Origin of the sequence: Syntrophus buswellii, from assembly GCF_046097065.1 — a bacterium.
Classification (GTDB): Bacteria; Desulfobacterota; Syntrophia; order Syntrophales; family Syntrophaceae; genus Syntrophus; species Syntrophus buswellii.
Genome location: NZ_CP175563.1, coordinates 1,316,539 through 1,342,863 on the forward strand (window position 1 = coordinate 1,316,539; position 26,325 = coordinate 1,342,863).

Below are 26,325 nucleotides of genomic sequence, written 5' to 3' on the forward strand. Positions count from 1 at the left end.
GGAGACATTTGAATGGATTCAATATTTTTCTATCGCAGTCCTGAAAACAGCCTTTCCGGGGGCGGTCCGTTACAGGGGGTGAACATTGCGATTCAGCCGAACATTTCCGTGGCATCCTGGCCGACAGACGCAGGTTCAAAGGCCCTTGCCAATTTTACGGCGCTGGAGGACGCAACCCTTGTGCAGCGGCTCCGTCAGGCCGGGGCCTCGTTGTGCGGGTCAACGCGCATGAGCGAATTCGGCTTCGGCCTGGAGGGAAGCAGGGCCGGCGAGGCAATTTCCCGTAGGGAAGCCGATGCCGAGCTTGTGTTAGACCTGACGGGAGAGAGCCGCCTGGCCGCTTCGCGCGCAGCCTGCTGCGGTTTCAAACCGAGCTACGGCCTGGTGTCCCGCTTCGGTGTGGTCGGTTTGATCCCGTCCATGGAATGCTGCGGGCTCCTTTCCGGAAGCCTGGAGACTCTTCGGGAGATTCTCAAGGCCGTGGCCGGACCGGACGACAGGGATTTTTCCCTTCCCGGAGAGGAGATCCCGGATTTTTCCCCCCGGCCGGTGGACCCGCAGACGACGACCGTCGGCGTTCTTGCCGAAGCTCAGGGCGAATTGAACGGCGGGCATAAGGACGCCTTCAGCGCCTCCGTGGAAGATCTGAATCGGGCGGGCTTTGCCATACGGGAGATCTCCCTGCCGGAATTTCCCCTGTTTTCGCTTGTCCATAACATCGTCGGTTCCGTGGAAGCCTCTTCCTGTGCCGGGCGCTACGACTCGGTCCGTTACGGTCAGCGCATCCCGGGGGCCAGAAACTGGAACGAGATGTATCTCCTCTCACGCGGCGCGGCCTTTGGACCGCTGGTGAAGAGCTATCTGTTTCAGGGCGCCTTTTTCCAGTTTGAGCGCTACGACGCCTATGAAAACGCCTGCCGCATCCGCGCCCGTCTGGTCAAGGAGATGGCTGGAATTCTGTCGCAGGTGGACTTCCTGGTCCTGCCGGCTGTGAGCGGCGCCTCATCCGGTGACCCGGCGTCGATAACCGACCTCTACGCCCGGTTTTCCCTGACGGCTTTCGCCAATGTAACCGGTCAGCCCGTGTTGTACCTTCCATCGGCCACGGGCGAAGATCAGCCGGGGGTTCAACTGGTTGCCCCGAGGCTCAGCGACGCGCGTCTCCTCGACCTGGGCGGGCATCTTCTGACCATGGGCAAGGGAGGTAACTAGCAATGGAATTTGAAGCGGTCATCGGATTGGAAATTCATGTTGAACTCAATTGCGCAACGAAATTGTTCTGCGACTGCCCCAACCGCCCCGGCGACGAACCCAACACCAATATCTGCCCCACCTGCCTGTGGCTTCCCGGTGCCGTTCCCCGTCTGAGCCGTGAGGCCGTTGAAAAGGCTTCTCTTCTGTGCCTGGGGCTTGGGGCGGATCTTCAGCCCAGAAGCGCCTTTGACCAGAAGGTATACTACTATCCGGATCTTCCCAAGGGCTACCAGCTCTCCCAGGCGCATCTTCCCCTTTCGCGCGGCGGAACCGTCACCATCACGGACGAAGAAGGCAAACCCAGCAAACTTCGCATTCATCATATCCACATGGAGGAGGATGTCGCCAAGCTGGTCCATGAAATGGAAGGGCGGTCTCCCATCAGCCTGGTGGATTTCAACCGCGCCGGCGCGCCCCTGGTCGAGATCGTCACGGAACCGGACTTTCATACGCCCCATCAGGCGATGGAATTCCTCAAGGCGCTGCGCACACGGGTCCGTTATGTCGGGTCCTCCGAGTGCAGCATGGAAAACGGCACGATGCGCGTCGATGCGAACATTTCCATCCGTCCCCGGGGGACGGGCCAGATGAACACCAAGGTGGAAGTGAAAAATATGAATTCCATCCGCCACGTGGGCGATGCCATCGCCTACGAGATCAGCCGCCAGAGTGCGGCCGTGCAGGCGGGAGAGGCGGTGACCCTCCACACCCGCCTCTGGGATCCGGAAAAGAAAGTCACCCTTGCGATGCGGGGGAAGTTTGAGGGCCCCTGCGTTCCGGACCCCACGGTGCCGGTCATTGAACTGTCAGGGGAATGGATCGAAGCGATGCGTTCGCGTCTTCCGGAAATGCCTGCCGAGCGGGCCGAGCGTTTTGTTGCGCAGTACGGCCTCACCGGAGAAGAGGCGACCTTCATGAGTTCGGACCCGGAGGTTTCAAACTACTTCGACGCGTTGATCGATCAAGGAATCGCGCCGCGCACGGCCATGCACTGGCTGACTACGCAGCTGGCGCCCGCCGTCAGAGAGCGGTGTCAGGAGCTGGCCGGTACGCCGGTGACGCCGGCCCGCTTTGCCGCGCTGCTCAACATGCTCTCCAGGGATGAAATCAACGCCAACGCCGCACGGGAGGTGCTTGTCCGCCTCTTCGACGGCGATGAAGCGCCGGAAGAAATCGTGGGGGCCCTTGGATTCCGGCAGGTATCCGATCCAAACGCCTTGGACGCCATGATCGACGGGGTGCTGGAGGAACAGGCGGAGGCTGTTGCCGATTTCCGGCGCGGACAGGGCAAAGCCATGGGATTTCTCATCGGCCGGGTGATGCAGGCCTCCGGCGGGAAGGCCAATCCGAAGATCATACGGGAGTTGCTTGCCAAAAAACTGGGTGCCGCCTCATAGGCGGCAGGTCCCCATCGTGACGGACCCTTCGGCCGCGGCGGAATATTCCGGCAAAGGAGCAGATCCATGAGAAATCACCTCACGTTTTACGTGGCCGGCCGGTGGGTTGAGCCGAGCGGACACGGCACCTTCGACGTCGTCAACCCTGCAACAGAAGAGATTGCCGGCCGAATTCGTCTCGGGGAGAAAGAAGATGTCGATCGCGCCGTTTCTGCGGCCCGCAAGGCGTTTGTGAGCTATTCCCGTACGCCGCGGGAGGAGAGGCTGGCCCTGCTGGAGCGGATCGTTGACGGCATTCAGCAGCGTTATGACGAATTATGCGAGGCCGTCAGCGAGGAGATGGGTGCGTTGAAATGGGTCTCACGGCAGGCGCACATCGCCGGGGCTCTACACCATGCCCGGATCGCCGTGGAGACGCTCAGGACCTTTGAATTCGACAGGCTGCGGGGCACCACCCTGGTGCGACTGACCCCGATCGGTGTCTGCGGCCTGATCACCCCGTGGAACTGGCCTGCCGTGACGGTTATGACAAAGGTGCTTCCGGCGCTTGCAACGGGCTGTTCCGTCATATTGAAGCCGTCGGAATATTCGCCCTTCTCCGCTCAGGTTATCGCCGAGCTGCTGCACAATGCCGGGGTCCCCCCCGGCGTGTTCAACATGATTTACGGCGATGGTCCAACAGTCGGTACGGCTCTCTCCAGTCATCCCGGCATCGATATGGTCTCCATCACCGGATCGACCCGGGCCGGCGTCGACGTGGCGCGCAACGCAGCCGACACCGTGAAACGGGTCCATCAGGAGCTCGGCGGCAAGAGCCCGAACATTCTCCTGCCGTCTGCGGATTTTCCCGGCGCCGTGGAGCGTGGTGTGAGGGGGCTGATGTTCAATGCCGGCCAGACCTGCTCGGCCCCGTCTCGCATGATCGTGCCGAATGACCGCATGGAAGAGGTGAAAGAGGCCGCCAGGGAGGCGGTGGAGAAGCTTCAGCCCGGCCCGCCGGACAGCAGGGCCTTCATGGGGCCGGTGGTCAATGGAAATCAGTATGAGCGGATCCAGGCGTACATCGAGAAAGGCATTGCCGAAGGGGCGACCGTCGTGGCGGGCGGGCCGGGACGGGTCAAAGGGTTCGACAGGGGTTATTATGTGAAGCCGACGGTTTTTGCCGACACATCACCGGACATGACCATCGTGCGCGAGGAGATCTTCGGGCCGGTGCTGGTCATCCAGGGGTACGACACGGTCGAGCAGGCCATTGAACTGGCCAGTGACACGGAGTACGGATTGGCCGCCTACATCCAGGGAGGGGATATGGATGAGCTGCGCGTCCTTGCCGACCGCATTCCCGCCGGACAGGTCACCCTCAACGGCTCGGGGCTGGACCTCATGGATCTGGCGGCGCCCTTCGGCGGTTTCAAGCGGTCGGGAAACGGCCGCGAATGCGGCGACTTCGGCTTCGAGGCGTTTCTCGAGCCCAAGGCCCTGATCGGCTTCCGTCGAGAAGGTGTAAGCGTCGGAAAGGCGTAAATTTTTATTGAGGAGGATAGTCATGGCAAACAGAACCGTAATCGGGATTCTCGTTACAAACCGCGTTGCGAACGCACAGCAGGTTCAGAAAGTGCTCACCGAATATGGATGCAGCATCAAGACAAGACTCGGTCTCCATGAAGTGGACGAAAAGACGTGTTCAACCTCCGGACTGCTTCTTCTTGAACTTTTCGGGGATGAAGGCGCCTGTAATGATCTCGAAAAGAATCTGAGGGCGGTCCCGGGACTGCAGGTCCAGAAGATGGTTTTTGAATCCTGATACCCGATGGACGCCGATCCGCTGCGTCCCCCCACCCGTGGGGGGGCGCCTTTTCCCCGATAGCCCTGCTCACTGTTCCGCCCCCTACCACCAGTTCCTTTTGCGGAAATACAGCAGCATTCCTGCCGCAGTGGCCAGCAGAAAAACCCAGACCATGGCGTAGCCCCAGCGCCACTCCAACTCGGGCATATACTTGAAGTTCATCCCGTAAATTCCTGCAATGAAGGTCAGAGGCATAAAGAGCGTCGCGATGACGGTCAGGACCTTCATAATTTCGTTCATCCGGTTGCTGATGCTGGACAGATAAATGTCCAGAATACCGGACAGCATGTCCCGGTAGGTTTCCAGGGTGTCGATGATGTGGATGGTGTGATCATAAATGTCCCGGAAATAAAGCATGGAGGACTTGCTGATGAGGGGAGATTCGGAGCGCTCCAGGCTGGTGATCATTTCCCGCAGGGGCCAGAGGGATTTTCTCAGAAGGATCATTTCCTTCTTTAATCCCTGAAGGGCATTGAGGAATCCCGCCGAAGGGGTTGTTACCAGTTCTTCTTCCAACTGTTCGATTCTCTCGCCCATATGTTCGAGGATCAGGAAGTAGTGATCCACCACGGCGTCTACGAGGGCGTGGGCCAGGTAATCTGCGGCGCTCTTTCTCAGCCGTCCGTTGACGCTGCGGAGTCGTTCCCGGATCGCTTCAAAGGTGTCGGTTTCTTTTTCCTCGAAGGAAAGGACGAAATTGGAGCCGAACAGGATGCTGATCTGCTCCGACTGGAGGCCCTCCCTGCTGGAGCCGGCATTGTAAAACATCTTCAGCACAATAAAGAGGTAGTCCCCGTAATCTTCCGTCTTCGGCCGCTGGTCCGTATTCAGAATGTCCTCCAGGGTGAGGGGATGGAGGCCGAAGTGCAGGCCGAGTTCTTCCAGAACGGGGATTTCCGGCATGCCCTGAACATGGATCCAGGTTACGCCGGTTTTTCTGAGGAAGGTTGAACAACCGGCTATCTTGCGGATCTCCATTTCCTGAAGGGATTCTTCGTCATAATAGACCAGGAATATGTTGAACGTGTCTGTGAGCTTTTCCCCGACCTGAACGAGAGAGCCCGGTGGCAGGCCGACTTTGGCCGAGCGGGATTTTTTAGTTCGAGTCATGTTCCAGTTCCGCTTGAGAAGGTTCCCGGGAATGTGAGGAGGAGTCCGAAACGTTCCTGGTCAGTCTTACCGTGACCGTCACTTTGGGCGTTTTGCCGTCTTCCATGTGAACATCCGCCGGCAAAACAAGTTTGGCGTCGAAGATCTGCAAATCTGCCGTAGGCTGGACCTGGATCGGCTCCGTCTTGATTCGAAGCCGCTTGGACCGCAGCCTGTCGGGAAAGAGGATCCTGACGAAGGGTGGGGAGATCAGCGTCCGCTGGAGCGTCCAGCCGGGAGGGGGTGAGTTGATGACGGCCTCGATGGGCACATCGGCCTCAACAACCCGTGATACCGTTATCGCTATGTGCTCCGGCTTGATGTTGTTGACCGTCAGGCCGATCGGCAGGGTGACCATGCTCCCGGTCAGGGGTATGTCGTGTCGGCCGGTTTCGATGTTATCAAGATCAATTGAAACCCGAAGCTTGTTCGGGCTCAGGAGCCGGAACGTCTGGGAAGATCCCGTCAGGGAAACCATGGCTTCGGTTGTGCGGGAGCCTTCCAGGATGCGGTCGGGCGCGAGATTGACATACTCGATGGGTACGGAATAATCCCTTCGGACCGAATCCCTTTGGTAACCGAAGGAAAGCCAGAAAATAAAGGCAAGCGCGAAGGCAACGGCTTTTTCCTTGGGGTTCTTCTTCAGCCAGGCCAGGAACGGGTGATGGGGCCGGGCGGGTGCGTTTTGAGCGTAGAAATTTTCGAGAATGTTTCTCAGCTCCGCCGCATTGTCAACCCCGGTTAATTTCTCTCTCCGGGCAACGGACACGACGCCCCGTTCCTCTGAAACGACGACGCAAAGGGCATCGGAACGTTCAGACAGGCCGATGGCGGCCGTGTGTCGCAGTCCGTAGCGGCGCTTGGGGTGGATGTTGCTTGTCAGGGGGAGATGGCAGCCGAACTGTTCGACGCGATTGTCGCGAATCACAACCGCTCCGTCATGCCCCCTGGAATGAGGGTCAAAAATGCTGTCGAGGAGTGTTTCGCTGAGCAGGCCATCCAGGCGGACGCCCCCGGTGAGATGCCTGTCCAGGGGATCCTTGCCGGCGATGACGATCAGGGCGCCGATGCGCTGGCGGGCGAGATTGTCTGCGGTATAGGCGATGACCTCCGCCGGTGACGTCGCGCCGGCTTTTTCTCGAAGATTGATTTTAAAGCGTCCCCAGAGGGCAAGACGTTCGAAGAAACGGCGCAGGTCTTCCTGGAAGATGACGACAAGGACGAAGAGCAGGCTGGCAAAAAACCCCTGGAGAACGAGCGTGGTGAGGTAGAGCTGGAAAAGGCGGGCCAGCATGTAGATGACGCCGAGGACACCGATACCTAAGAGGACGAATCGCGACGCCCGATCCTTGAACCAGACCAGCAACGCAGAGATCATGATGGCGATGATCGCGATGTCAAGGACATCCTGAATCTGAATACTTTTGAGCATCGACCAGATGCGAGACAGCATAGTAACCTTCTTTTCGTTCCGAGAGTCCGGCAAACTTCCAGGTGCATTCTTTAGGAGGTTTCTTTATATGAAAAGCTTCCGGATCGTGTCAAGAACATACTGAATTATCGAAAGAATTCTTCAGCAGGCCTGCAGGAATGACCAAAGGGGAATTTTAGGGAACAGAGAAAATTGTCCTTGACAAAAGTTCAGCATTCCTGATACAAAGCAACCACATTTAGGAATTGAAGGATTTCCGAAAGGGTTGAACAAGATGAATTCGAATCGATACGCTATGAACTGGTGGTGGCAGGCCTCAGAACAGGGGGTTGTCCGCCGGTAAGACGTTAAGACATAAAAACTGAAGCCGTGGAGACGCTCCCAGAGACCTCCGCGGCTTTTATTTTGTACGACAAGTCAGGGAAAAAGGCCGTGAAGGATTTCACGGCCTTTTTTATTTTCCGGGAGAAAAAGCAGATCATGTATGCACCGAATTATAAAACATTTGAAGAACTTGCAAAACAGGGGAACCTGGTGCCGCTTTACAGGGAAATTCTGGCGGATGTGGAAACGCCCGTTTCCGTATTCATGAAGCTGCGGGATTCCGCTTATGCCTTTCTGCTGGAGAGCGTGGAGGGAGGCGAGAAGTGGGGACGGTACACCTTTCTCGGAGCGGATCCCCGCCTGGTTTTCCGGATTTCAGGGGATGAAGTGGTCATCGAGGAAAAGGGGGAAACCTCCCGCCATGCCCATCAGGGCGATCCGCTCAGGTTCCTCAAGGAGATTCTCCGACGCTATTCCCCGGTTTCCGTGGAGGGGTTGCCGCGGTTTTACGGAGGCGCCGTCGGGTTTCTTGGATATGAGATGGTGAATTACTTCGAGCGGCTTCCCTGTGCCGGGGAGAATGATCTGCAGACGGAAGAGGCCGTATTCCTCGTGACGGACACGCTGATCCTCTTTGACCGCGTCCGCCATACGATCAAGGTGGTGGCCTGCGTCCATATCGATGGCGAACAGAGCCTGTCGTCACTTTACCTGGAGGCCACCCGGAAAATCGATGCCATGGTGGAGCTGCTGCAGGAGCCGGCTGTACCGGCGGGGTCATCGATCCCGGCTGCCTCATCCGCCGATTTCAGTTCGAACATGACGCCGGAGGCTTTCCGGGACAGCGTGGAGCGGGCAAAGGAATACATCCGGGCCGGCGATATCATCCAGGTTGTTCTATCTCATCGGTTAACCAGTGAAATCCATCCTGATCCGGTGGATCTATACCGGGCTCTCCGCTTTACCAATCCCTCTCCCTATCTCTTTTTCCTGAAGCTGGGCGATACGGTTCTGATCGGATCATCCCCCGAGGTCATGGTCCGCCTGGAAGAGGGGATTGTTGAGCTCAAGCCCATTGCCGGAACCAGGCCAAGGGGGGCGACGGAACAGGACGACCGGCGGCTGGCCGATGAGCTGCTGGAAGATCCCAAGGAAAGGGCCGAACATGTCATGCTCGTGGATCTGGGGAGGAACGACCTGGGGCGGATCGCCCGGACCGGAAGTGTTCAGATCACCCAATTGATGGTGATTGAGCGCTACTCGCACGTCATGCACATCGTTTCTTCTCTCCAGGCTCAGTTGGAAGAGGGCCTCGATGCCTTTGACGTACTGAAGGCCGTCTTTCCCGCCGGCACCCTGACCGGGGCTCCCAAGATCCGGGCCATGGAGATCATTGCGGAACTGGAGCCGGTCCGGAGGGGGCCCTATGGCGGAGCCGTCGGCTATTTCAGCTTTTCCGGAAACATGGATCTCTGCATTACCATCCGCACCATCCTGTTGAAGGAGGGAAAGATGCATATCCAGGCGGGAGCCGGCATTGTCGCCGATTCCGATCCCCGGACGGAATATCAGGAGACAGTCAACAAGGCGGCCGGCATGCGCCAGGCCGTGGAGCTGGTCCTGTCGGGATTTGAAATCCGCCAGAGCCCGTCGGACATCATAACCTAATAGATAATAAAAAAAAGAGAAGAAGAGGTCATGCCATGATTCTGATGATCGACAATTATGATTCCTTTACGTTTAATCTGGTTCAGTATCTGAGGCAGCTGGGCGAGGACGTGGAGGTCTATCGGAACGATCGGATTTCCCTGGAGAGCATTGAAAAAATGGAACCGGCGGCCATTTTCCTGTCGCCGGGGCCGGGCGCTCCGAAAGACGCGGGGGTAACGGCGGATGTGATCCGGGCCTTTTATCGGGAGATTCCCATCATGGGGGTCTGCCTCGGCCACCAGTCGATTGGATACGCCTTCGGTGCCGAGGTGGTCCGGGCCGGCCGGATCATGCACGGCAAAACCTCGGAGATCGTTCATGACGGTCAGACCCTCTTCAAGGGGCTTCCAAACCCCTTTCCGGCGGGACGGTATCATTCCCTGATCCTGGAAAGGGGGTCCCTTCCGGATTGTCTCCAAGTGACAGCAGAAACGGAAGGCGGCGAAATCATGGGCATCCGGCATCGGGAATATCCCGTGGAGGGGATACAGTTCCATCCTGAATCGATCCTTACCCCCAACGGCAAGCGCATTTTGAGAAATTTCCTGAAGCTCATCGCCTCAGGCAGGCAGGAGGCGCAGCGCTCCGAAGTCCTGAGGCCTTCAGCTCTCTGCGCCTGAGGGACTTGGGTCGGATGCCGGGAGAAGAACATAACGATCAAATACCTTAAAAAAAAGGGAGGAGTTTTTCTATGATCAGAGAGTCCATTGCAAAGGTGGTTGAAGGCGTCAATCTCAGCGAATCGGAGATGACGTCAACGATGAACGAAATCATGGAGGGGGGGGCGACGGAAGCTCAGATCGGATCCTTCATGACGGCCCTGCGGATGAAGGGGGAAACCGTGGACGAAGTGACGGGGGCCGCACGGAGCATGCGGCAGAAGGCAACCCGCATCGACGCCCGGGCGCAGGTCATTGTGGATACCTGCGGTACGGGCGGCGACGGGATGAACACCTTCAACATCTCCACCACGGCGGCCTTTGTCGTGGCCGCAGCCGGGATCACCGTGGCCAAGCACGGAAACCGGGCCGTATCCAGCGCCTGCGGCAGCGCCGACGTGCTGGAGGCCCTGGGGGTCAACATCAGTGCCGGCGTGGAGATCGTGGAAGAGTGCGTCCAGCAGTTGGGGATCGGTTTTCTCTTTGCCCCAAAACTCCATGGCGCCATGAAGTATGCCATCGGACCCCGCCGGGAAATCGGAATACGCACGATTTTCAACATGCTGGGCCCCCTTACGAATCCGGCCGGAGCCAATGCCCAGCTCATCGGCGTCTATGATGCAAAACTGACGGAAATGTTTGCCGGCGTTCTGAAAAATCTGGGGGCGCGACGGGCCTTCGTCGTTCACGGTTCCGATGGCCTCGATGAGGCAACGGTCACGGGGCCGACGAGGGTGTCCCAGCTGAAGGATGGGCTGATCTCGACGTACAATATTGATCCGATGGATTTCTTCGGACGGACGTTCAGCCTGGAGGATATTGCCGGCGGCGATGCATCCGCCAATGCCAGGATTACGAGGGATGTGCTGACAGGAAAGGAGGGGGCCTGCCGGAGCATCGTTCTCCTCAACGCCGCGCTGGCCATCATGGCCGGAGAAAAGGCCGGAACAATCCCGGAAGGCCTTGCCGTTGCCGCCGACTGCATCGACAGTGGAAAAGCCGCGAAGAAACTCCAGGAACTCATCGAATTGAGCAACAGCTAGCCGAGATATCGTTTAAAAAACTCAGGTGAAGGCATGACGACGATATTGGATCAGATTTTTGAAGAGAAGCGAAGGGATGTCAATCAGCTCAAAATGACCCTTCCTGTTGACGAACTTCGGAAAATGGTGAAGGATGTTCCTTCGTGCGGGGATTTCAAAGGCGCCCTGGCCGGCCGGGAATGTGCCGTCATTGCCGAGGTGAAATTCCGTTCTCCCTCAAAGGGGCCGCTGAAGAAGGACCTCGACCCCGCCCTGATTGCGGAGAGCTACGAGCAAAACGGGGCGGCGGCCATCTCGGTTCTGACGGACCGGACCTTCTTCGGGGGTGAAAAGCTTAATCTGAACATCATCCGGCGCGTCGTGGCTCTGCCACTCCTGCGGAAAGACTTTATCCTGGATGCCTGGCAGATCTATGAATCCAGAATGCTCGGGGCCGACGCAATTCTCCTGATTGTCGCCATGCTTGGGGAGAACCAGCTGCAGGAGTATCTGGATCTGGCAAGCGCGCTGGGGATGGCGGCCCTGGTAGAGGTTCACGACCGGGGGGAGCTGGAGCGCGCCCTGGCGGCCGGTGCGGACATTGTCGGGATCAATAACCGGGACCTCAAGACCTTTGTGACCGATCTGAATACCAGCCTGGAGCTGATCGGCTTCATCCCGCGGGACCGGATCGCCGTAACGGAAAGCGGAATCCGCTCCCGGGAGGATATTGAGCGGTTGATGGCTGCCGGCATTGGCGCCTTTCTGATCGGGGAGACCCTGATGACGGCCCCCGATATCGGGAAGAAGTTGCGGGAGCTCCTTGGAAACGAGGGTGTGGCGCCGTGATGGAGATCAAGATCTGCGGAATGACCCGCCTGGGCGATGCCCTCGCCGCGGCGGAGAACGGCGCGAACGCCCTGGGATTCATCTTTTATCCCCGGAGCCCCCGCTATGTCTCTCCCGAAAAGGCGAGAGAACTGATTCGCCGGCTGCCGCCCGAGGTGATCCGCGTGGGGGTGTTCGTAAATGAACCCGTGGAGAGGGTGAAGGAAATACGGGCTTTCTGCGGCCTGGATCTTCTTCAGCTTCACGGGGATGAGAGTCCGGACTATTGCCGGCAGTTTCCTTCCTCGGTACTGATCCGGGCCGTTTCTCCGGAGAGCGAAGAGGACCTGCCCTCCCTTGAAACCTGGCCCTGCCGGGCGCTTCTCCTGGACAGGCGGGAAGGGGCCCTCTACGGGGGAACGGGGCGGCTTTCCAACTGGGAGCTGGCGGTACGAATCCGGAAGCGCTTTCCCCTGATCCTTTCCGGCGGCTTGAACCCCGGGAACATCGGGGAAGCGATTCGAAGGGTTGTTCCCCATGCCGTGGATGTCAACAGCGGAGTGGAATCCTCCCCCGGAATCAAGGATCCGGATAAAATCCGGGCCGTGATCGGAGAGGTCCTACGGACTTCGGCGGCAGGGGAAGAGAAACGCCCGGCGGGAGATGAGCGGGGAAATTACCGGATCTTTTCCCGCGCGCGGGACTGAGATACTGTAAGAACGGAAAGGTGAATAAAATGAAGGGTGCGTTACCGGATAAACGGGGGCATTTCGGAGTGTTCGGGGGCCGCTACGCCGCCGAGACCCTCATGCCGGCCCTGATCGAACTGGAGGCCGCCTACCGTCAGGCGCGGCGGGACATAAGCTTTCGAAGGGAATTTGCACGCTATTTAGAGGATTATTCAGGAAGAGCCACGCCTCTGTACTTTGCGGAGCGGCTTACGGAAGTCCTGGGCGGAGCGAAGGTCTATCTGAAGAGGGAGGACCTGAACCACACCGGTTCACATAAGATCAACAACACCCTGGGACAGGCGCTGCTGGCCCGTCGGCTGGGCAAAAGAAAGGTCATTGCGGAAACGGGAGCGGGTCAGCATGGGGTCGCCACGGCAACGGTGGCGGCGCTGTTTGGCATGGAATGCAAAATTTTCATGGGGAAGGAGGACATACGGAGGCAGGCGCCCAATGTCTTTCGCATGAAGATCCTCGGCGCCGAGGTGATCCCCGTCTCTTCGGGAACAGCAACCCTCAAGGACGCCATGAACGAGGCCATGCGCTACTGGGTATCCGCCGTCCGGGACACCTTTTACGTGATAGGGACGACGGCAGGGCCTCATCCCTATCCCATGATGGTCCGGGATTTTCAAAGCGTGATCGGGCGCGAGGCCAAGCGCCAGATCCTGAAAAAGGAGGGACGTCTGCCCGATATCCTCATCGCCTGCGTCGGGGGGGGGAGCAATGCCATGGGGCTCTTTTATCCCTTCCGCCACAATGAGGGCGTGGCCATGTACGGCGTCGAGGCCGCGGGCAAGGGGATGGATTCAACCCTCCATTCCGCGAGCATCAGCGGCGGCCGCGTGGGGGTGCTCCACGGGAACCGCACCTTTCTGCTTCAGGATGATCACGGCCAGATCCGGGACGCCTACTCCATCGCCGCCGGGCTGGATTATCCCGGCGTCGGCCCGGAGCACAGCTACTTTTCCGAAATCGGCCGGGCCTCCTATGTCACGGTGACGGACGAGGAGGCCGTGGAGGCCTTTCATGCCCTTTCCCGCTATGAAGGGATCATCCCCGCCATGGAGAGCGCCCATGCCGTCGCTTATGCGATGAAGCTCGTTCCCACGCTGAACCGGGATCACGTTGTCGTGGTGAATCTCTCCGGCCGGGGGGACAAGGACGCGGAAGAAATTGCCAGACGGATGGAGAAAGGAGGTGCGGTCGAGGAATGAGCCGAATTGGACAGGTGTTTCAAAAGCTCAAAGAGAGGGGAGAAAAGGCCCTGGTTGCCTATGTGACGGCCGGAGATCCCGACCTGGAAAAAACCCGGGAAATCATGATCGGATTGAAAGAGGCCGGAGTCGACATCCTTGAAATCGGGGTCCCCTTTTCCGACCCCACCGCGGACGGTCCCGTCATTCAGGAGGCGGCCCAGCGGGCCTTGAAAAAGGGAACGACGCTGGAGAACATTCTCGACATGATCGAAGACCTCAGGAAAACGGAAGATCTGCCGCCGGTGGTTCTCTTCGGCTATTACAATCCCGTTTATGCATACGGGATCGAGCGTTTCGCGGACAGGGCGAAGGCGGCCGGCGTTGATGGCCTGCTCGTGGTCGATCTTCCCCCGGAAGAAGCCGGTGAGCTCCGCCGGGAAACCGATTCCAGGGGGATGGATTTCATTTCCCTGATTGCGCCGACCACTTCGGCGGAGCGGATCGGCCTGATCGCCCGCCAGGGGCGGGGATTTCTCTATTACATCTCCATCACCGGGGTAACGGGAACGGCACGGCCGGACATGGAAAGCGTGACGCGGGACATTGCCCGGATTCGCGCCTGTACGGATCTGCCCCTGGTCGTTGGATTCGGCATCTCCACGCCGGAGCAGGCAGGGGCCTTTGGCCCCCTGGCGGACGGGATCGTCATCGGCAGCGCTTTTGTGCGCCTCATTGCCGAATTTGCCCACAGCCCCGACCTCGTGCCCCGGGTGTCGGCCCTGGCCCGGACAATCAAAGGGGCCATGAGGCAGGAAGGATATTCTTCTTGACAGAATGCCTGCTTTGTGTTTTGATCCCGCAGGTGTTTGGTTGTATCGGTAACGTGTACGAGATTGCCTTTCTGCACCTCTTTTTCCGATGAAGAGGATTTGGAGAGGAAGGAAGAGAAAACGGAAATGGACGGAAGACAAAGCACGATGAAATCCAATTACTTTAGCTATTATTATTGGTATTTTTATATGGAGATCTGTCCATTGTCTCGGGTGGGTTGAACTAACGAATAAAAACACCAAGCCATGGGCAGATCAGGAAGCGCCGCCCATGGCTTTCTTCTTTTATGGCCATGGTGGCAGCAGACACCATGGCCATTTCTGTTGGTGCCTTCCCCGGTGTAAATTGGGAAGGCCGGCAAAGGAGAAGAATCTCATGATTATCGTCATGAAAAGAAACGCAACGGAACGTCAGATTGATCATGTCGTGGACTGGGTTGAATCCATCGGCTACAGGGCTTATCCATCTCGAGGAACGGAACAGACCGTCGTCAAGGCCATCGGGGGAGAGCGGGGAGGTGAGGAGCTCAAGTACCTGGCGGCACTGTCCGGAGTGGACAAGGTCGTTCCCATCCGCAAGCCCTACAAGCTGAGCAGCCGGGAGGCGAAAGAGGAGGATACGGTCGTCCAGGTGGGAAATGTGAGCATTGGCGGCGGAAGCTTTACCGTCATGGCCGGTCCCTGCTCCGTGGAAAGCGAACAGCAGTTGCTCGAAAGCGCCTACATTGTCAAAAAGGCCGGGGCTTCCATTCTGCGCGGCGGCGCCTTCAAGCCGAGAACCTCCCCCTACAGCTTTCAGGGGTTGGAGGAGGATGGCCTGAAGCTGCTGGCAAAGGCCCGGGAAAAAACCGGCCTTCCTGTGGTGACGGAGATCGTCAATCCCGAGGATCTGGACCTTGTTGAATCCTACACCGACATTCTCCAGGTGGGGGCCCGCAATGTCCAGAACTTTGCCCTGCTGAAGAAAATCGGCCGTTCACGGGTCCCCGTTCTCCTGAAGAGGGGAATGATGACCACCATCGAGGAGCTTCTCATGTCGGCGGAGTACATCCTGTCGGCGGGAAACGACCAGGTGATCCTTTGTGAGCGCGGCATCCGGACCTTCGAAACGGCAACCCGCAATACCCTTGACATCAGTGCCGTGCCTGTACTGAAGGAGCTGACCCACCTGCCCGTCATCATCGATCCCAGTCACGCAACGGGCCACTGGAAATACGTCCTTCCCCTGAGCCGGGCGGCCCTGGCCGTCGGCGCCGACGGCCTGATTGTGGAGATGCACCCTCAGCCCGAAAAGGCCTTCTGCGACGGGGCGCAGTCCCTGAAACCCGAAACGTTTTACGAGCTGATGGATGAACTCAGGAGGATGGAATATGTCATGAGTGCGACAGCGAAGGTGCTGGTATGAACCGGATCAAGATCAATCTCGACAAGCGTCTCTCCGAGTCCCATGAAATCTGCATCGGCTATGATTTCCAGGATCGGATGGGTCTTCTCATCGCGAAAGACCATCCGGCGAACCGGTATGTCATCGTGACCGATTCCAATGTGTCGCAACTCTACGGAAGGACCTTTCTTGAAAAGCTCAAAGAATTGGGGCTCCCCGTGGAACTGCTGGAATTTCCCGCCGGCGAGGGTTCAAAAACCATGGAGACCGTCCTGGGACTGACAGCCAGGCTACTTGAGATGGGTGCGGACCGCCATTCGATGCTCATCGCGCTGGGCGGCGGTGTCGTTGGGGATCTGACGGGGTTCGTCGCTTCCATCTATATGCGCTCCGTTCCCTTCATCCAGATTCCAACGACGCTCATGGCCCAGGTGGACAGCAGCATCGGCGGAAAGACGGCGGTGAATCTCCCGCAGGGAAAAAACCTCCTGGGGACCTTCTATCAGCCGAAGCGGATATTTACTGATCTCAAATTTCTGGAAACCCTTTCCGATGAGGAATATCTCAACGGATTGGCGGAGATTGTCAAATACGGACTCATCGACGAACCGGGATTCTTTGAGCAGCTAGAGCGGGAAGTTCGCGCCCTGCGTGCAAGGAGCCTGGAGATCCTGGAGCCGGTCATCGAACGGTCCTGCCGGATCAAAAAGGGTGTTGTGGAGATTGATGAACAGGAATCGGGATTCCGGAGAATTCTGAACTTCGGCCACACCCTGGGGCATGCCCTGGAAGCCGCTTCTAAGTTCACCCTGCCTCACGGAAAGGCGGTTGCCCTGGGAATGACAGCCGCCTCACGGATTTCCGCCTGTTGCGGCTTTCTTCCGCCGGAGGAGAGGGAGCGGATCGAAGCCCTGATCCGGGACCTCGGCCTGCCCGTCCGGATTCCGTCAGACGTTGCCGGACCGGAAGTTTTGGGGCGTCTCGCCATGGACAAGAAGAAGGAGGGAAATGAACTGCCCTTTATCCTGTTGAAAAAAATCGGCATACCCTTTATGAGTAAGGACGTGGGGCTTTCCCTGCCGGAGAAGATCCTTGAGGAAATGGCGGCATGAGCGGGAAATCACTGGACGAACTGAGAAAATCCATTCAGAGTGCGGACACCCGGATTGTCGAGCTGCTTAATGAAAGGGCCGCGTTGGCCCTTGAAATCGGCAGGAAAAAAGCCGATCTGGGAATGGAAATATACGACCCCGTTCAGGAGGAGCAGGTATACGGCCGCCTTGTGCAGTACAATAAAGGCCCCATGCCGGCCTCCATTCTGTCAGCCATCTTCGGCCATGTGGTCGCCGCTTCCCGCTATCTGCAGAATACCCTGACCGCGGCGCTCCGCCCCCACGAGCGGGAGGGGCGGGGCCGGATCAGGGTCTGCATTCCCATTGTGGGCCCCGGAATGGACAAGGCGGCCCGGCAGATTCGTGACGCTGCACCGATGGCGGATTTGCTGGAGCTGAGGATGGACCTGATCAACGGGGATCGTCTGCCTGAGTTGATCAGGGAAATCCGGAAGAATCCCTTTCCCGTAAAAATTGTGGTGACCTGCAGAAAGCCGGAAGAAAGCGGCCGCCGGCCGTCTGCAGAAAAAGATGAGAACGAAGAGGAACGGGTCTCCGTTCTGAAAAAGGCCATCCTGCTGGGTGCCGATTATGTGGATCTTGAACTCGGCACACAAGCTGCCTTGAGGGATTCGTTGAAAGAGCTCATCGCGGATTACCTGGGGCGGACGCAGCTCATCGTTTCCTGCCACAATTTTCAGGAGACTCCCTCTGACGCGGCCCTGGAGGACCTCTGGAAGTCCTGTCGGGAGGCGGGTGCCCGCGTCATCAAGATCGTGACCTTTGCCAGGACGATGACCGATAACCTGCGGATTCTGCGGCTCATTCCGTGGTCCCTGGGTAAAGGGCAGGAGATCGTCGCCTTTTCCATGGGGGACCAGGGAAAAATCAGCCGGATCATGGCCCCCATGCTGGGGGCGCATTTTACCTTCGCGTCGCTGGGGGAAGAAACCGCCACAGCGCCGGGACAATTGACTGCCGCAGAACTGTTCCGTATCCTTGAACTCCTGGGCCGAAAGGCATCAGGCGGCCTTTCCGGGACGGTGAGGTCACCGGAAGAGGAAAGGGGGGAGCGGAGCCCAGGGGGGAGGGGCATGGAGCCCTTTTCAGAACGCGGCACCGGGGATGTCGAATCCAATGACTGATCAATTCCGCAGCCCCATTCTCCTTGCCCTCATCGGCCATCCGATAGGCCATAGTCTTTCGCCCCTCATGCATTCGGCCGCCCTGAAACTCCTGCGCCTTGCCGGCCGTTATGAGGCTTGGGACGTGTCCGACCTGAAGCAGGCCGTGGAAAAACTGAGACGGGAGGGATACCGGGGGGCCAGCGTAACCATTCCTTTCAAAAGGGATGTCATGGCCTTTCTCGACGATCTCGATGATCAGGCCCGTCGCATCGGAGCCGTGAACACGGTGATCCTTCGAGAGGGGCGCCTGCAGGGCACAAACACCGATTGGGAGGGGCTGCTTCGGGCCCTGCGAAAGGTGACGGATCTTTTCGGAAAGCGGATCGTTGTTCTCGGAGCCGGAGGAACGGCACGGGCTGCCCTGTACGGCCTGCTTGCCGAGGGCGGGGTCCCTGTGGTGGTCAATCGGACGGAGAAGCAGGGGAGGGGGCTTGCCGAGGAGTTCGGCTGCCCTTTTTATCCTCTGGCGGAAATAGGGGACCTAGCAGGCGATATCCTGATCAATGCGACACCGGTCGGAATGGTCCCGGAGATCGATTTTTCACCCGTACCCGCCGCCGCGCTCCGCCGCTTCCGCCTTGTCGCCGACGTGATTTATAATCCCATGAAAACGCGGCTTCTCCGCGAAGCGGAAGAGGCGGGCTGCGCCGTTCTGTCGGGGATGGATATGTTTGTGGAACAGGGTGCGGCGCAGTTCCGGCTGTGGACCGGGCTGGAGCCCCCTGTGGACCGGATGCGGCAGGTTGTGAAGCAGGAGTTGGAAAGAAGGGAAGGGAAGCAGGCATGATCCCCATGGGCCGATCCGACCGGGAGGTAACCCTTGGGGTCCCCGGTTCAAAGAGCATCACCCAGCGCGCGTTGATTGCCGCTGCTCTCGCGAAAGGACCATCCCGGCTGCGCAATGCCCTGCTGGCCGACGATACCTTGTATCTCATCAAAGCCCTGGAGCTTCTTGGCGCTGAGATTGAGGTGGAGGAGGGTGAACTCCGGATTGGCGGGACAGGGGGAAAAATTTCCGTTCCGCCCGAGAGGATCTTCGTAGGAAACAACGGGACGGCGCTGCGGTTTCTGACCTCACTGGTCTGCCTGGGAGAGGGCCGCTTTGTCCTGGATGGCTCGCCCCGTCTTCGCGAGAGGCCCGTTGAGCCGCTTCTTCGGGTTTTGCGCTCCATGGGGGTGTCCGTCGAAACGCCGGAAAATCCGGGATGCCCCCCGGTTCTGATCCAATCGCGCGGACTTCCGGGCGGGCAAGTCGTATTTGAGGATCTGGACAGCAGCCAGTATGTATCCTCGCTGCTCCTCAGCTCTCCCTACGCTGCACGCAATGTCGGGATTCAGCTTGCCGGCCGGACGGTCTCAGAACCTTACATCGCCATGACGCTCCAGGTGATGGAGCAGTTTGGCGTTGCCGTTGAAAAGCCAGCCGCCAACACCTTCTGCGTCCCGTCAGGCCAAGCCTATCGGGCCCGCTCCTTCACCATCGAAGGGGATTATTCCAGCGCCTCATACTTCTTTCTGGCCGCGGCCCTGGGGCTGGCCCGGGTCCGGGTGCCGCACCTTACGGCTGCGAGCCTGCAGGGAGACGCACGCTTTTTGAAGATTCTCGAAGACCTGGGATGCACCGTGGCATGGAGGGACGGGGACGTAGAAGTCGCCTGCGGTCAGCTCCACGGCGGTGATATGGAGTTCGCCATGGGAGACATTCCCGACATGGTCCCTTCGCTGGCCGTCCTGGCGGCGTTCCGGCCTGGTCGCTCCGTCATCACGGAATCGGCCCACCTGCGCATCAAAGAAAGCAACCGCCTGGCGGCCCTTGCAGCAGAGCTGCATAAAATCGGCATTTCAGCGAGGGAAACACCGGATGGCCTGATCATCAACGGCGGGCGTCCCTGTGGAGGGGACATCGAGACTTACAGCGACCACCGGATCGCCATGAGCTTTGCCGTCGCCGGCCTGGCCGTTCCGGGAATCAGGATTGCGGACCGGGACTGTGTCGGCAAATCCTTTCCCGGATTCTGGAACGAGTTGCAGAAGCTGTCACAGGGCGCGCCTGGAGGGGGAAAGAATGACCCGTGATGACCGAACCATCATCCTGATCGGATACCGCGGAACCGGCAAAACCTCTGTGGGCCGGGAACTGGCCCGGCGGCTGAACCGTCCTTTTTACGACACCGATGTCCTGGTTGAAGCGCGTGAAGGGCGATCCATCCGGGACATGGTGGAGCAGGAGGGCTGGACGTATTTCCGGGAGCGCGAAAAAGCCGCCCTTCGTTCCCTTCGTACCATGCACCGCTGTGTCGTAGCCACGGGGGGCGGCGCAGTCCTGGATCCGGACAATGCGCGATTGCTGAAATCCATGGGTTGGATCGTTTTGCTGACGGCCCGGGAAGGGATCCTTGTCCGGCGGATTCTGCAGGATCCGGCCAGCCTTGAAAAGCGGCCGTCTTTTTCCGGGACGGAATCCGCTGAACAATCGATGGAGTCCATGATAGAGGAAACGAAGGAGATTCTGGCGCAGAGAATGCCTATCTATCGCTCTCTGGCCGATCTGGTCATCGACACCGCCAATGTGTCGCCGGGGGAGGTCGCGGATCGCATTCTCAGACATTTCTCCTTCGGGGAGTGAATGAGCGTTCCGCCTCGGATCCTGGAAATGGCTGACCGGTTCGGGGATGAACAGCCCAGAGGGCCGCAGGCAGAGGAGAAGGGAAGGCAGCGATGTCAGGGAACACCATTGGAAGGGTCTTTCGGATAACCACCTGGGGGGAATCTCATGGAGCGGCTCTCGGCGCCGTTATCGATGGCTGCCCGCCGGGGCTTTCGCTCTCCCAAGGGCAGATCCAGGCCGTCCTCGACAGAAGAAAACCGGGCGGGCAACGTTTTGCCTCCCCCCGGCAGGAGGCGGATCGCGTGGAAATCCTCTCCGGCGTCTTTGAGGGAAAAACCACGGGGACGCCGATTGCGCTCCTCATTCGAAATCGCGATGCGGACAGCGGAGCCTATGAGCACCTGCGGTCCGTTTTTCGACCCGGGCATGGAGATTACACGTACTACAGAAAGTACGGACTCCGGGACCATCGCGGGGGAGGAAGGGCCTCTGGACGGGAAACGGCGGCCCGCGTGGCGGCCGGGGCTGTGGCTTCGCTGGTGACGGAAGCCGCGGGGATCCAGGTCCTGGCCTATACGGTGGCCCTGGGGGGCATTTGTATCTCCCGGGGCAGCCCGGGGAGGATCCGCAGGGAATCCCTTGAAAATTCCCTGTACTGCCCTGATCCGGAAGCTGCAGCCAGAATGCTGGATCGGCTGGCTGAGGTCCGGCAGCAGGGGGATACCCTGGGAGGAATCGTCGAAATCGTGGTGCGGGGCTGTCCGGCAGGGCTGGGAGAGCCGGTTTTCGACAAGATGGATGCTGACCTGGCCGGTGCCCTCATGAGCATCGGAACCGTCAAAGGGGTGGAAATCGGAGCAGGGTTTTCCGTGGCGGACATGCTGGGATCGGAGAGCAACGATCCCCTGAGTCCCGGCGGATTCCTGTCCAACACCTCCGGCGGGATTCTGGCCGGGATTACCAGCGGAGAAGAAATCGTGATGCGGGTGGCCTGCAAGCCCATTCCGTCCATTTCCAGGTCACAGCAGACGATTGACGCGGAGGGCCATCCGACGACGCTCTCAATCGGTGGTCGACACGATGTCTGCGTGATCCCGCGAATCGTTCCCGTGTGTGAGGCCATGGTGCAGATCGTTCTGGCGGACCATCTGCTGCGGCAGAAGGCGGTGACGCCGTGACCGGGATAAAGTGAACGAAAGGCGGGCAGGATACATGGATATTGGTATTATTGGCGGCAAAGGGGACATGGGCAGGTGGTTTGAGAAATTTTTCAAAAGCCTGGGTTATTCGGTCTTGATCGCGGGAAGAAATGAAGGAACGATCCTGGCCGAGATGGGCGAACGGTGTTCCGTTGTGATCGTGAGCGTGCCCGTGGGTGTTACGACGGAGGTGATCGAACAGATCGGACCGCTCATGGCAAAAGATGCCCTGCTGATGGATATCACCTCCCTCAAGGCGGAGCCTGTAAAGGACATGCTGCGCTGCGCCGAATGCGATGTGATCGGATGCCATCCCCTCTTCGGCCCGGAAGTTCCTTCACTGGAGGGATATTCCTTCGTGATCTGCCCGGCCCGGTCCGGAAGCGGGAGATGGCTTGCCTGGCTGCGCACGCTTTTGAAGGACAATGGAGCGAGGATTGTAGAGACATCTCCGGAGGAGCATGATCGGTTCATGAGCATCATCCAGGGATTGAACCATTTCAACACCATGACCTTCGGCCTTGCCATGAATGCGATGGAGACGGATATCGAAACCCTGAAGCCCTACATGACACCGATATTTGAGGAGAAAATCAGGATTATCAAAGAAGTGTTCAGTCACAATGCCCGCATGTATTCGGAAATCCTCACCCGGAATCCCTATCTGCCCGCCATTCTGGACTCCTATGAACAAACCATGAAGGAATTGAAGAATCTCATTGAGAAACGCGATGCCCGGACCCTCCAGAAGCGACTTGAAACGGCAGGGAGCCGCTTCCCGGAAATGGTCAAAAGAAATCCGTCCTGAAAAAAGATCTCCGGGAGATACAAGATCGGGATCAAGGACGGCGCCTAGGCCGGAGGGGCTGTCCTTTTAAGGAATGATTCCAGAAGCTTTCCTTCCTGGAATTCGGGATTAATTTTCAAGGCCTCCTGAATGGCGCCCAGGGCTTCTTTCCAATCCTTCAGTTCAATATGGATCCGGGCAATGTTGTAATACAATCCTTCATCGTCGGATTGAAGGGCGAGGGCTTTCTTGAAGTCGTGAAGAGCGTCCCGATAACGCCCCTGCCGACGGTGTTCAATGCCTGACGTGTTGTAACATTGGAGAAGCCACCAGAGGATTTCATCGTTGCCGCCGATGATGTCTTTTGCGGTCTCATAATCATCGCTGTCGATGAAGCTTTTTGCTTCTTTTGCAAGATTCTCGATTCTGGATTCTTCAGGCTCGTCGGAAGGATCTGTCTCGTGATGGTTTTCGTTCGATCCGCCGGCCTGCTCTTCCATATACCCCTTTATTTCCTCATCCTTGATGATCAGCAGCTGCTTGACGAATTCCAGAGTCGTTGCGGCGTCGTTGTCACGGAACGCCACGGCACCGTACATCTCTGTAAAAGCCGGGGTATTCGATATGAGTGCCTGAAAATGATTGAACTTATCGTTCAGATCCTTTGAATCTGAGGGCAGCATTTTTGTCCTGAGCAGCGTTTCCAGAGACTCCTTGAATTTGACCAGTGAAGAATGCAGTTTGTTCTGCTGCAGCAGAACCCTGGCCTCGTTCAATTTTTTTTCGATTCGCCCCACTTCTTCCCTGTTGATGGTATTTTTCATTTGAATTCCCCGGAGGTGTTTTGTGATGCCTCAACAACACGGCTGTGAATATTTATGTATAGAGAATTGCAAGAAAAATTCCAGAAATAAAAAAAGTCTCCGTTCCGAGGAAAAAATATCATGAAATTCAAAATGGAAATGTCCCTAAAGATTTTCTTGTTTCTACCGATTCAATAGATGGGTCAACAGGAAATCAAAAGCAAGAGGTTGTATTATGCCGGTATCCGTTTATCAAGTTGACAGCGTCATTAAGGCTTACAATAAGCACGTCCGAACGAAAGTAGAAAACAGAAATCATGGTGCCGCCGATGCCGGTTCACACTATCGTGACTGCGTAACAATCTCTCCCTCGCCTGAAAACAAAGCGATCACCTTTGAAAAAATCTCTTATAACATCCGCGATATCATTGTAAAAAGTGCGTAATGGTCCAGAAGATCACAGCCCTTTGAAATGGACTCAACGTGCGCAGCAACCAACCGATTGACGAGACGACAGAAATCCTCCCTGGAGATATGGACAGTGCCGTTGAAATGCAAAATACCTTCATGAACCAGAAAAAAATTCTCGTTGTTGATGATTATCCCCACATTAGAGATTTAATTCGAGAAGCGTTGGAGACAGAGGGGCATTATGAAGTCAGCGAGGCGGAAAACGGGTTGGAGGCTCTGAATCTTCTCCGGCAAAAGACCTATGACATCGTTATCAGCGATGTGATGATGCCGATCATGGGCGGGCTTGATTTGCTGGAGAGCATTCAGGAGGTTCAGCCTACGGTCCTCACGATCATGATGACCGCCTATCCGGAGATCGAAACCTCTGTTTCCGCGATGAAAAAAGGTGCCGTTGACTTCATCCGGAAGCCGTTTCGTATCGATGAGCTGCTCTTTAAAGTCGATGTATCCCTGCGGCAGAGGGAGGCTTTGTCCGCCCAGGAACTGGAAAGGAATTCCAGAACCCGCCGGCTGCAGGGTCATTGCGAGGATTTATCGCTTCGAAACTACATTTACGACACTATCGAAAACTCCTTCGGTGACAATGACTATATCTTTGAAGATGTCGTTGAACTGGCCATGAAGGTCGTCGGGGGCAGGGATTGCGAGCTGCTGCTCTATGATGTCGAGGAGCGCCGGTTTCATCCCCACATCATCAAGGGGATAAATTCTGAGACTTACAGCACAAAAATCTTCCCGCAGATCGAAGGTGCGCTGGAGAAGGCGGCCCACAGCCGCGAAGCCATGATCATCACCTCGGACGAATGTTCTGAGGCATTTCCCTCCGTGATCTGTGCGCCTTTAATGATCAGAAACCAGGTTTTCGGGGTACTGACGATCCGGAAAAAGGAACGGGGGATCGCCTTCTCAAAGAGGGAACTGGATTATATCCAGACTTTGACCAAAAGGGCGTCCCTGAATGTTGAAAACAAGGTGTTGTACGAAAGTCTCTATCGCAATCTCATCGACACGTTTAAATCCCTTGTGGCTTCGATACAGGTTCGCGACTCCTATACGGAGGAGCACTCCTACCGGGTCATGGATAAAGTCATCACCATGGCAAAGCATATGGGGCGTTCCAATGAGGAGGTTGAAAGTGTCCGGATTGCGGGCATGCTGCACGATATCGGCAAGATTGCCATACCGGACAGAATCCTCCTGAAGCCTGACCGGCTTACCGAGTATGAATATAAAGTCATTCAAAGCCATCCGGGGATCGGGGAAAGCATCCTGAAGTCGGTCATGCTTCTGGACCGGGAAAGGGAAATCATTCTGCACCATCACGAGCGGTACGACGGCAAGGGGTATCCTCACGGGCTCTCAGGAGACAAAATTCCGCTTTTGTCCCGATTGCTGGCCATTGCCGATTCATTTGACGCAATGACCAGCAATCGGCCTTATCGAAAGTCCATGTCCGTGGATCGCGCGATTCAGGAACTCAAGAAGAACAGTGGAAAGCAGTTTGACGGCACTCTTGTTGAATGCTTTTTGCAAAGCCTGTAAGCATTGATGAATCCATTCCAACATGAAACTTCGAAACGAGGCATCGATCCAGTTTATGACAACACCGTATTCCATGATGGAGATCGCGCAACGGAATCAGGCCCTTCTGCGGAATCTTCAAAAAGAGCAGGCCGGCAGCCAGGACCAAAACGGTGAGGATTCCGGTACTTTGTTCCGCGGGATGCTTGACGAGGCCGCACGTTCCTCGTCGGCCGCTCAGCCCGTTTTAGAAGATTCGCCACCGTCCTCCAAGGCGGCGATTGAATTGCTGCTGAAGCGTATTGAACTCAGAATGAACGGTCATCTGTTAAGGATTTTGTCAGGGGAAACAGAGACCGAAGGGGCGGCCCAGATCTTCGAGGAGGTGCGCTGCGTGCTTTCCGGTTATGTTCCGGAACCGGAGGGGAGCGAAGAAACGTCAATTCACGTATCAAAGGAACAAAAGCCTGACACACCCTCTTCGAACGGCCACTACGATACCCTCATCCGGAAGGCTTCCGAAACCTATGGAGTGGATGCTGAGTTGATAAAAAGTGTCATCAAGGTGGAAAGCAATTTCAAGGCGGACAGTACCTCACCCAAGGGGGCCATGGGGCTGATGCAGTTAATGCCGGCAACGGCGAGGGAACTCGGGGTGAAAGATTACTACAATCCCGAAGAAAACATCATGGGCGGTACGCGATACCTCAAGGGGCTTCTGGACCGTTATCAGGGCAATGTGAAACTCGCCCTTGCCGCCTATAACTGGGGAATGGGAAACGTCGAGAAAAACCCCGGGAAGATGCCACCGGAAACCCGGAATTACGTGGCCCGGGTCACGGCGAACTACTCCAGGGCAACGGAAGTGTAAA

The 26,325-nt window shown here is 57.5% G+C and carries 25 protein-coding genes; 22 read left to right on the forward strand and 3 right to left on the reverse strand.

Features of this window, described 5'->3' with window-relative positions:
- Nucleotides 1-12 precede the first annotated feature (12 nt).
- The 4 genes from ACJ77P_RS05880 to ACJ77P_RS05895 all read left to right on the forward strand — a co-directional run bounded on the left by ACJ77P_RS05880 (nt 13) and on the right by ACJ77P_RS05895 (nt 4,455).
- Nucleotides 13-1,212 carry an amidase family protein gene (locus ACJ77P_RS05880; RefSeq protein ID WP_367360459.1) on the forward strand — a complete coding sequence of 400 codons (1,200 nt, stop codon included), beginning with the start codon at nt 13-15 and terminating at the stop codon, nt 1,210-1,212.
- Between the two features lie 2 nt (nt 1,213-1,214).
- Nucleotides 1,215-2,651: an Asp-tRNA(Asn)/Glu-tRNA(Gln) amidotransferase subunit GatB gene (gatB, locus tag ACJ77P_RS05885; RefSeq protein WP_408999271.1), complete on the forward strand. Its 1,437-nt coding sequence runs from the start codon at nt 1,215-1,217 to the stop codon at nt 2,649-2,651.
- Nucleotides 2,652-2,717: 66 nt separating this feature from the next.
- Nucleotides 2,718-4,175, forward strand: coding sequence for an aldehyde dehydrogenase family protein (locus ACJ77P_RS05890; protein WP_367360457.1), 1,458 nt, complete (start codon nt 2,718-2,720; stop codon nt 4,173-4,175).
- Between the two features lie 22 nt (nt 4,176-4,197).
- Entirely contained in the window at nt 4,198-4,455 is a 258-nt protein-coding gene (locus ACJ77P_RS05895; protein ID WP_367360456.1) for a hypothetical protein, read from the forward strand.
- 84 nt (nt 4,456-4,539) lie between these two features.
- Here ACJ77P_RS05895 and corA read toward each other — a convergent pair whose 3' ends face one another.
- Entirely contained in the window at nt 4,540-5,607 is a 1,068-nt protein-coding gene (gene corA / locus ACJ77P_RS05900) for a magnesium/cobalt transporter CorA (protein WP_408999272.1), read from the reverse strand.
- Nucleotides 5,594-7,099: a diadenylate cyclase gene (locus ACJ77P_RS05905; protein ID WP_367360454.1), complete on the reverse strand. Its 1,506-nt coding sequence runs from the start codon at nt 7,097-7,099 to the stop codon at nt 5,594-5,596. The genes corA and ACJ77P_RS05905 overlap by 14 nt, the downstream gene beginning before the upstream one ends.
- Nucleotides 7,100-7,558: 459 nt before the next feature.
- Here ACJ77P_RS05905 and trpE point away from each other — a divergent pair, with 459 nt between their 5' ends.
- The 15 genes from trpE to ACJ77P_RS05980 all read left to right on the forward strand — a co-directional run bounded on the left by trpE (nt 7,559) and on the right by ACJ77P_RS05980 (nt 22,676).
- Nucleotides 7,559-9,070, forward strand: a complete 1,512-nt coding sequence (trpE, locus tag ACJ77P_RS05910; protein WP_408999398.1) for an anthranilate synthase component I — start codon at nt 7,559-7,561, stop codon at nt 9,068-9,070.
- 35 nt (nt 9,071-9,105) lie between these two features.
- Entirely contained in the window at nt 9,106-9,732 is a 627-nt protein-coding gene (locus tag ACJ77P_RS05915) for an aminodeoxychorismate/anthranilate synthase component II (protein ID WP_367360453.1), read from the forward strand.
- 71 nt (nt 9,733-9,803) lie between these two features.
- Nucleotides 9,804-10,814, forward strand: coding sequence for an anthranilate phosphoribosyltransferase (gene trpD / locus ACJ77P_RS05920; RefSeq protein ID WP_367360452.1), 1,011 nt, complete (start codon nt 9,804-9,806; stop codon nt 10,812-10,814).
- A 33-nt stretch (nt 10,815-10,847) separates the two neighbouring features.
- Nucleotides 10,848-11,642 carry an indole-3-glycerol phosphate synthase TrpC gene (gene trpC / locus ACJ77P_RS05925; protein WP_408999273.1) on the forward strand — a complete coding sequence of 265 codons (795 nt, stop codon included), beginning with the start codon at nt 10,848-10,850 and terminating at the stop codon, nt 11,640-11,642.
- Complete coding sequence (locus tag ACJ77P_RS05930) at nt 11,642-12,328, forward strand: phosphoribosylanthranilate isomerase (protein ID WP_408999399.1); 687 nt, start codon at nt 11,642-11,644, stop codon at nt 12,326-12,328. Before trpC ends, ACJ77P_RS05930 begins: the two co-directional genes overlap by 1 nt.
- Before the next feature lie 29 nt (nt 12,329-12,357).
- Nucleotides 12,358-13,566 (forward strand): tryptophan synthase subunit beta, encoded by a 1,209-nt coding sequence (trpB, locus tag ACJ77P_RS05935; protein WP_367360450.1) that lies wholly within the window; start codon nt 12,358-12,360, stop codon nt 13,564-13,566.
- Nucleotides 13,563-14,378: a tryptophan synthase subunit alpha gene (trpA, locus tag ACJ77P_RS05940; RefSeq protein ID WP_367360449.1), complete on the forward strand. Its 816-nt coding sequence runs from the start codon at nt 13,563-13,565 to the stop codon at nt 14,376-14,378. Before trpB ends, trpA begins: the two co-directional genes overlap by 4 nt.
- A gap of 376 nt (nt 14,379-14,754) precedes the next feature.
- Nucleotides 14,755-15,783, forward strand: coding sequence for a 3-deoxy-7-phosphoheptulonate synthase (aroF, locus tag ACJ77P_RS05945; protein WP_367360448.1), 1,029 nt, complete (start codon nt 14,755-14,757; stop codon nt 15,781-15,783).
- Nucleotides 15,780-16,874: a 3-dehydroquinate synthase gene (aroB, locus tag ACJ77P_RS05950; RefSeq protein WP_367360447.1), complete on the forward strand. Its 1,095-nt coding sequence runs from the start codon at nt 15,780-15,782 to the stop codon at nt 16,872-16,874. The genes aroF and aroB overlap by 4 nt, the downstream gene beginning before the upstream one ends.
- A complete protein-coding gene (locus ACJ77P_RS05955; RefSeq protein ID WP_367360446.1) occupies nt 16,871-18,019 on the forward strand; it encodes a type I 3-dehydroquinate dehydratase in 1,149 nt (382 codons plus the stop codon). The genes aroB and ACJ77P_RS05955 overlap by 4 nt, the downstream gene beginning before the upstream one ends.
- On the forward strand, nt 18,012-18,848 hold the full coding sequence (locus ACJ77P_RS05960) for a shikimate dehydrogenase (RefSeq protein ID WP_408999274.1): 837 nt from the start codon (nt 18,012-18,014) through the stop codon (nt 18,846-18,848). The genes ACJ77P_RS05955 and ACJ77P_RS05960 overlap by 8 nt, the downstream gene beginning before the upstream one ends.
- A 5-nt stretch (nt 18,849-18,853) precedes the next feature.
- Complete coding sequence (gene aroA / locus ACJ77P_RS05965; protein WP_408999275.1) at nt 18,854-20,137, forward strand: 3-phosphoshikimate 1-carboxyvinyltransferase; 1,284 nt, start codon at nt 18,854-18,856, stop codon at nt 20,135-20,137.
- Nucleotides 20,127-20,687, forward strand: coding sequence for a shikimate kinase (locus ACJ77P_RS05970; RefSeq protein ID WP_408999276.1), 561 nt, complete (start codon nt 20,127-20,129; stop codon nt 20,685-20,687). The genes aroA and ACJ77P_RS05970 overlap by 11 nt, the downstream gene beginning before the upstream one ends.
- A gap of 92 nt (nt 20,688-20,779) precedes the next feature.
- Nucleotides 20,780-21,847, forward strand: coding sequence for a chorismate synthase (aroC, locus tag ACJ77P_RS05975; RefSeq protein WP_408999277.1), 1,068 nt, complete (start codon nt 20,780-20,782; stop codon nt 21,845-21,847).
- A gap of 34 nt (nt 21,848-21,881) precedes the next feature.
- Nucleotides 21,882-22,676: a prephenate dehydrogenase/arogenate dehydrogenase family protein gene (locus ACJ77P_RS05980; RefSeq protein WP_408999278.1), complete on the forward strand. Its 795-nt coding sequence runs from the start codon at nt 21,882-21,884 to the stop codon at nt 22,674-22,676.
- A 44-nt stretch (nt 22,677-22,720) separates the two neighbouring features.
- Here ACJ77P_RS05980 and ACJ77P_RS05985 read toward each other — a convergent pair whose 3' ends face one another.
- On the reverse strand, nt 22,721-23,479 hold the full coding sequence (locus tag ACJ77P_RS05985) for a tetratricopeptide repeat protein (RefSeq protein WP_408999279.1): 759 nt from the start codon (nt 23,477-23,479) through the stop codon (nt 22,721-22,723).
- Between the two features lie 214 nt (nt 23,480-23,693).
- Between ACJ77P_RS05985 and ACJ77P_RS05990 the strand changes: the two genes are divergently transcribed.
- The 3 genes from ACJ77P_RS05990 to ACJ77P_RS06000 all read left to right on the forward strand — a co-directional run bounded on the left by ACJ77P_RS05990 (nt 23,694) and on the right by ACJ77P_RS06000 (nt 26,324).
- On the forward strand, nt 23,694-23,903 hold the full coding sequence (locus ACJ77P_RS05990) for a hypothetical protein (RefSeq protein WP_367360439.1): 210 nt from the start codon (nt 23,694-23,696) through the stop codon (nt 23,901-23,903).
- A gap of 122 nt (nt 23,904-24,025) precedes the next feature.
- Entirely contained in the window at nt 24,026-25,474 is a 1,449-nt protein-coding gene (locus tag ACJ77P_RS05995; RefSeq protein WP_367360438.1) for an HD domain-containing phosphohydrolase, read from the forward strand.
- A gap of 22 nt (nt 25,475-25,496) precedes the next feature.
- Nucleotides 25,497-26,324, forward strand: a complete 828-nt coding sequence (locus tag ACJ77P_RS06000) for a lytic transglycosylase domain-containing protein (protein ID WP_408999280.1) — start codon at nt 25,497-25,499, stop codon at nt 26,322-26,324.
- The last annotated feature ends 1 nt before the right edge of the window (nt 26,325 follow it).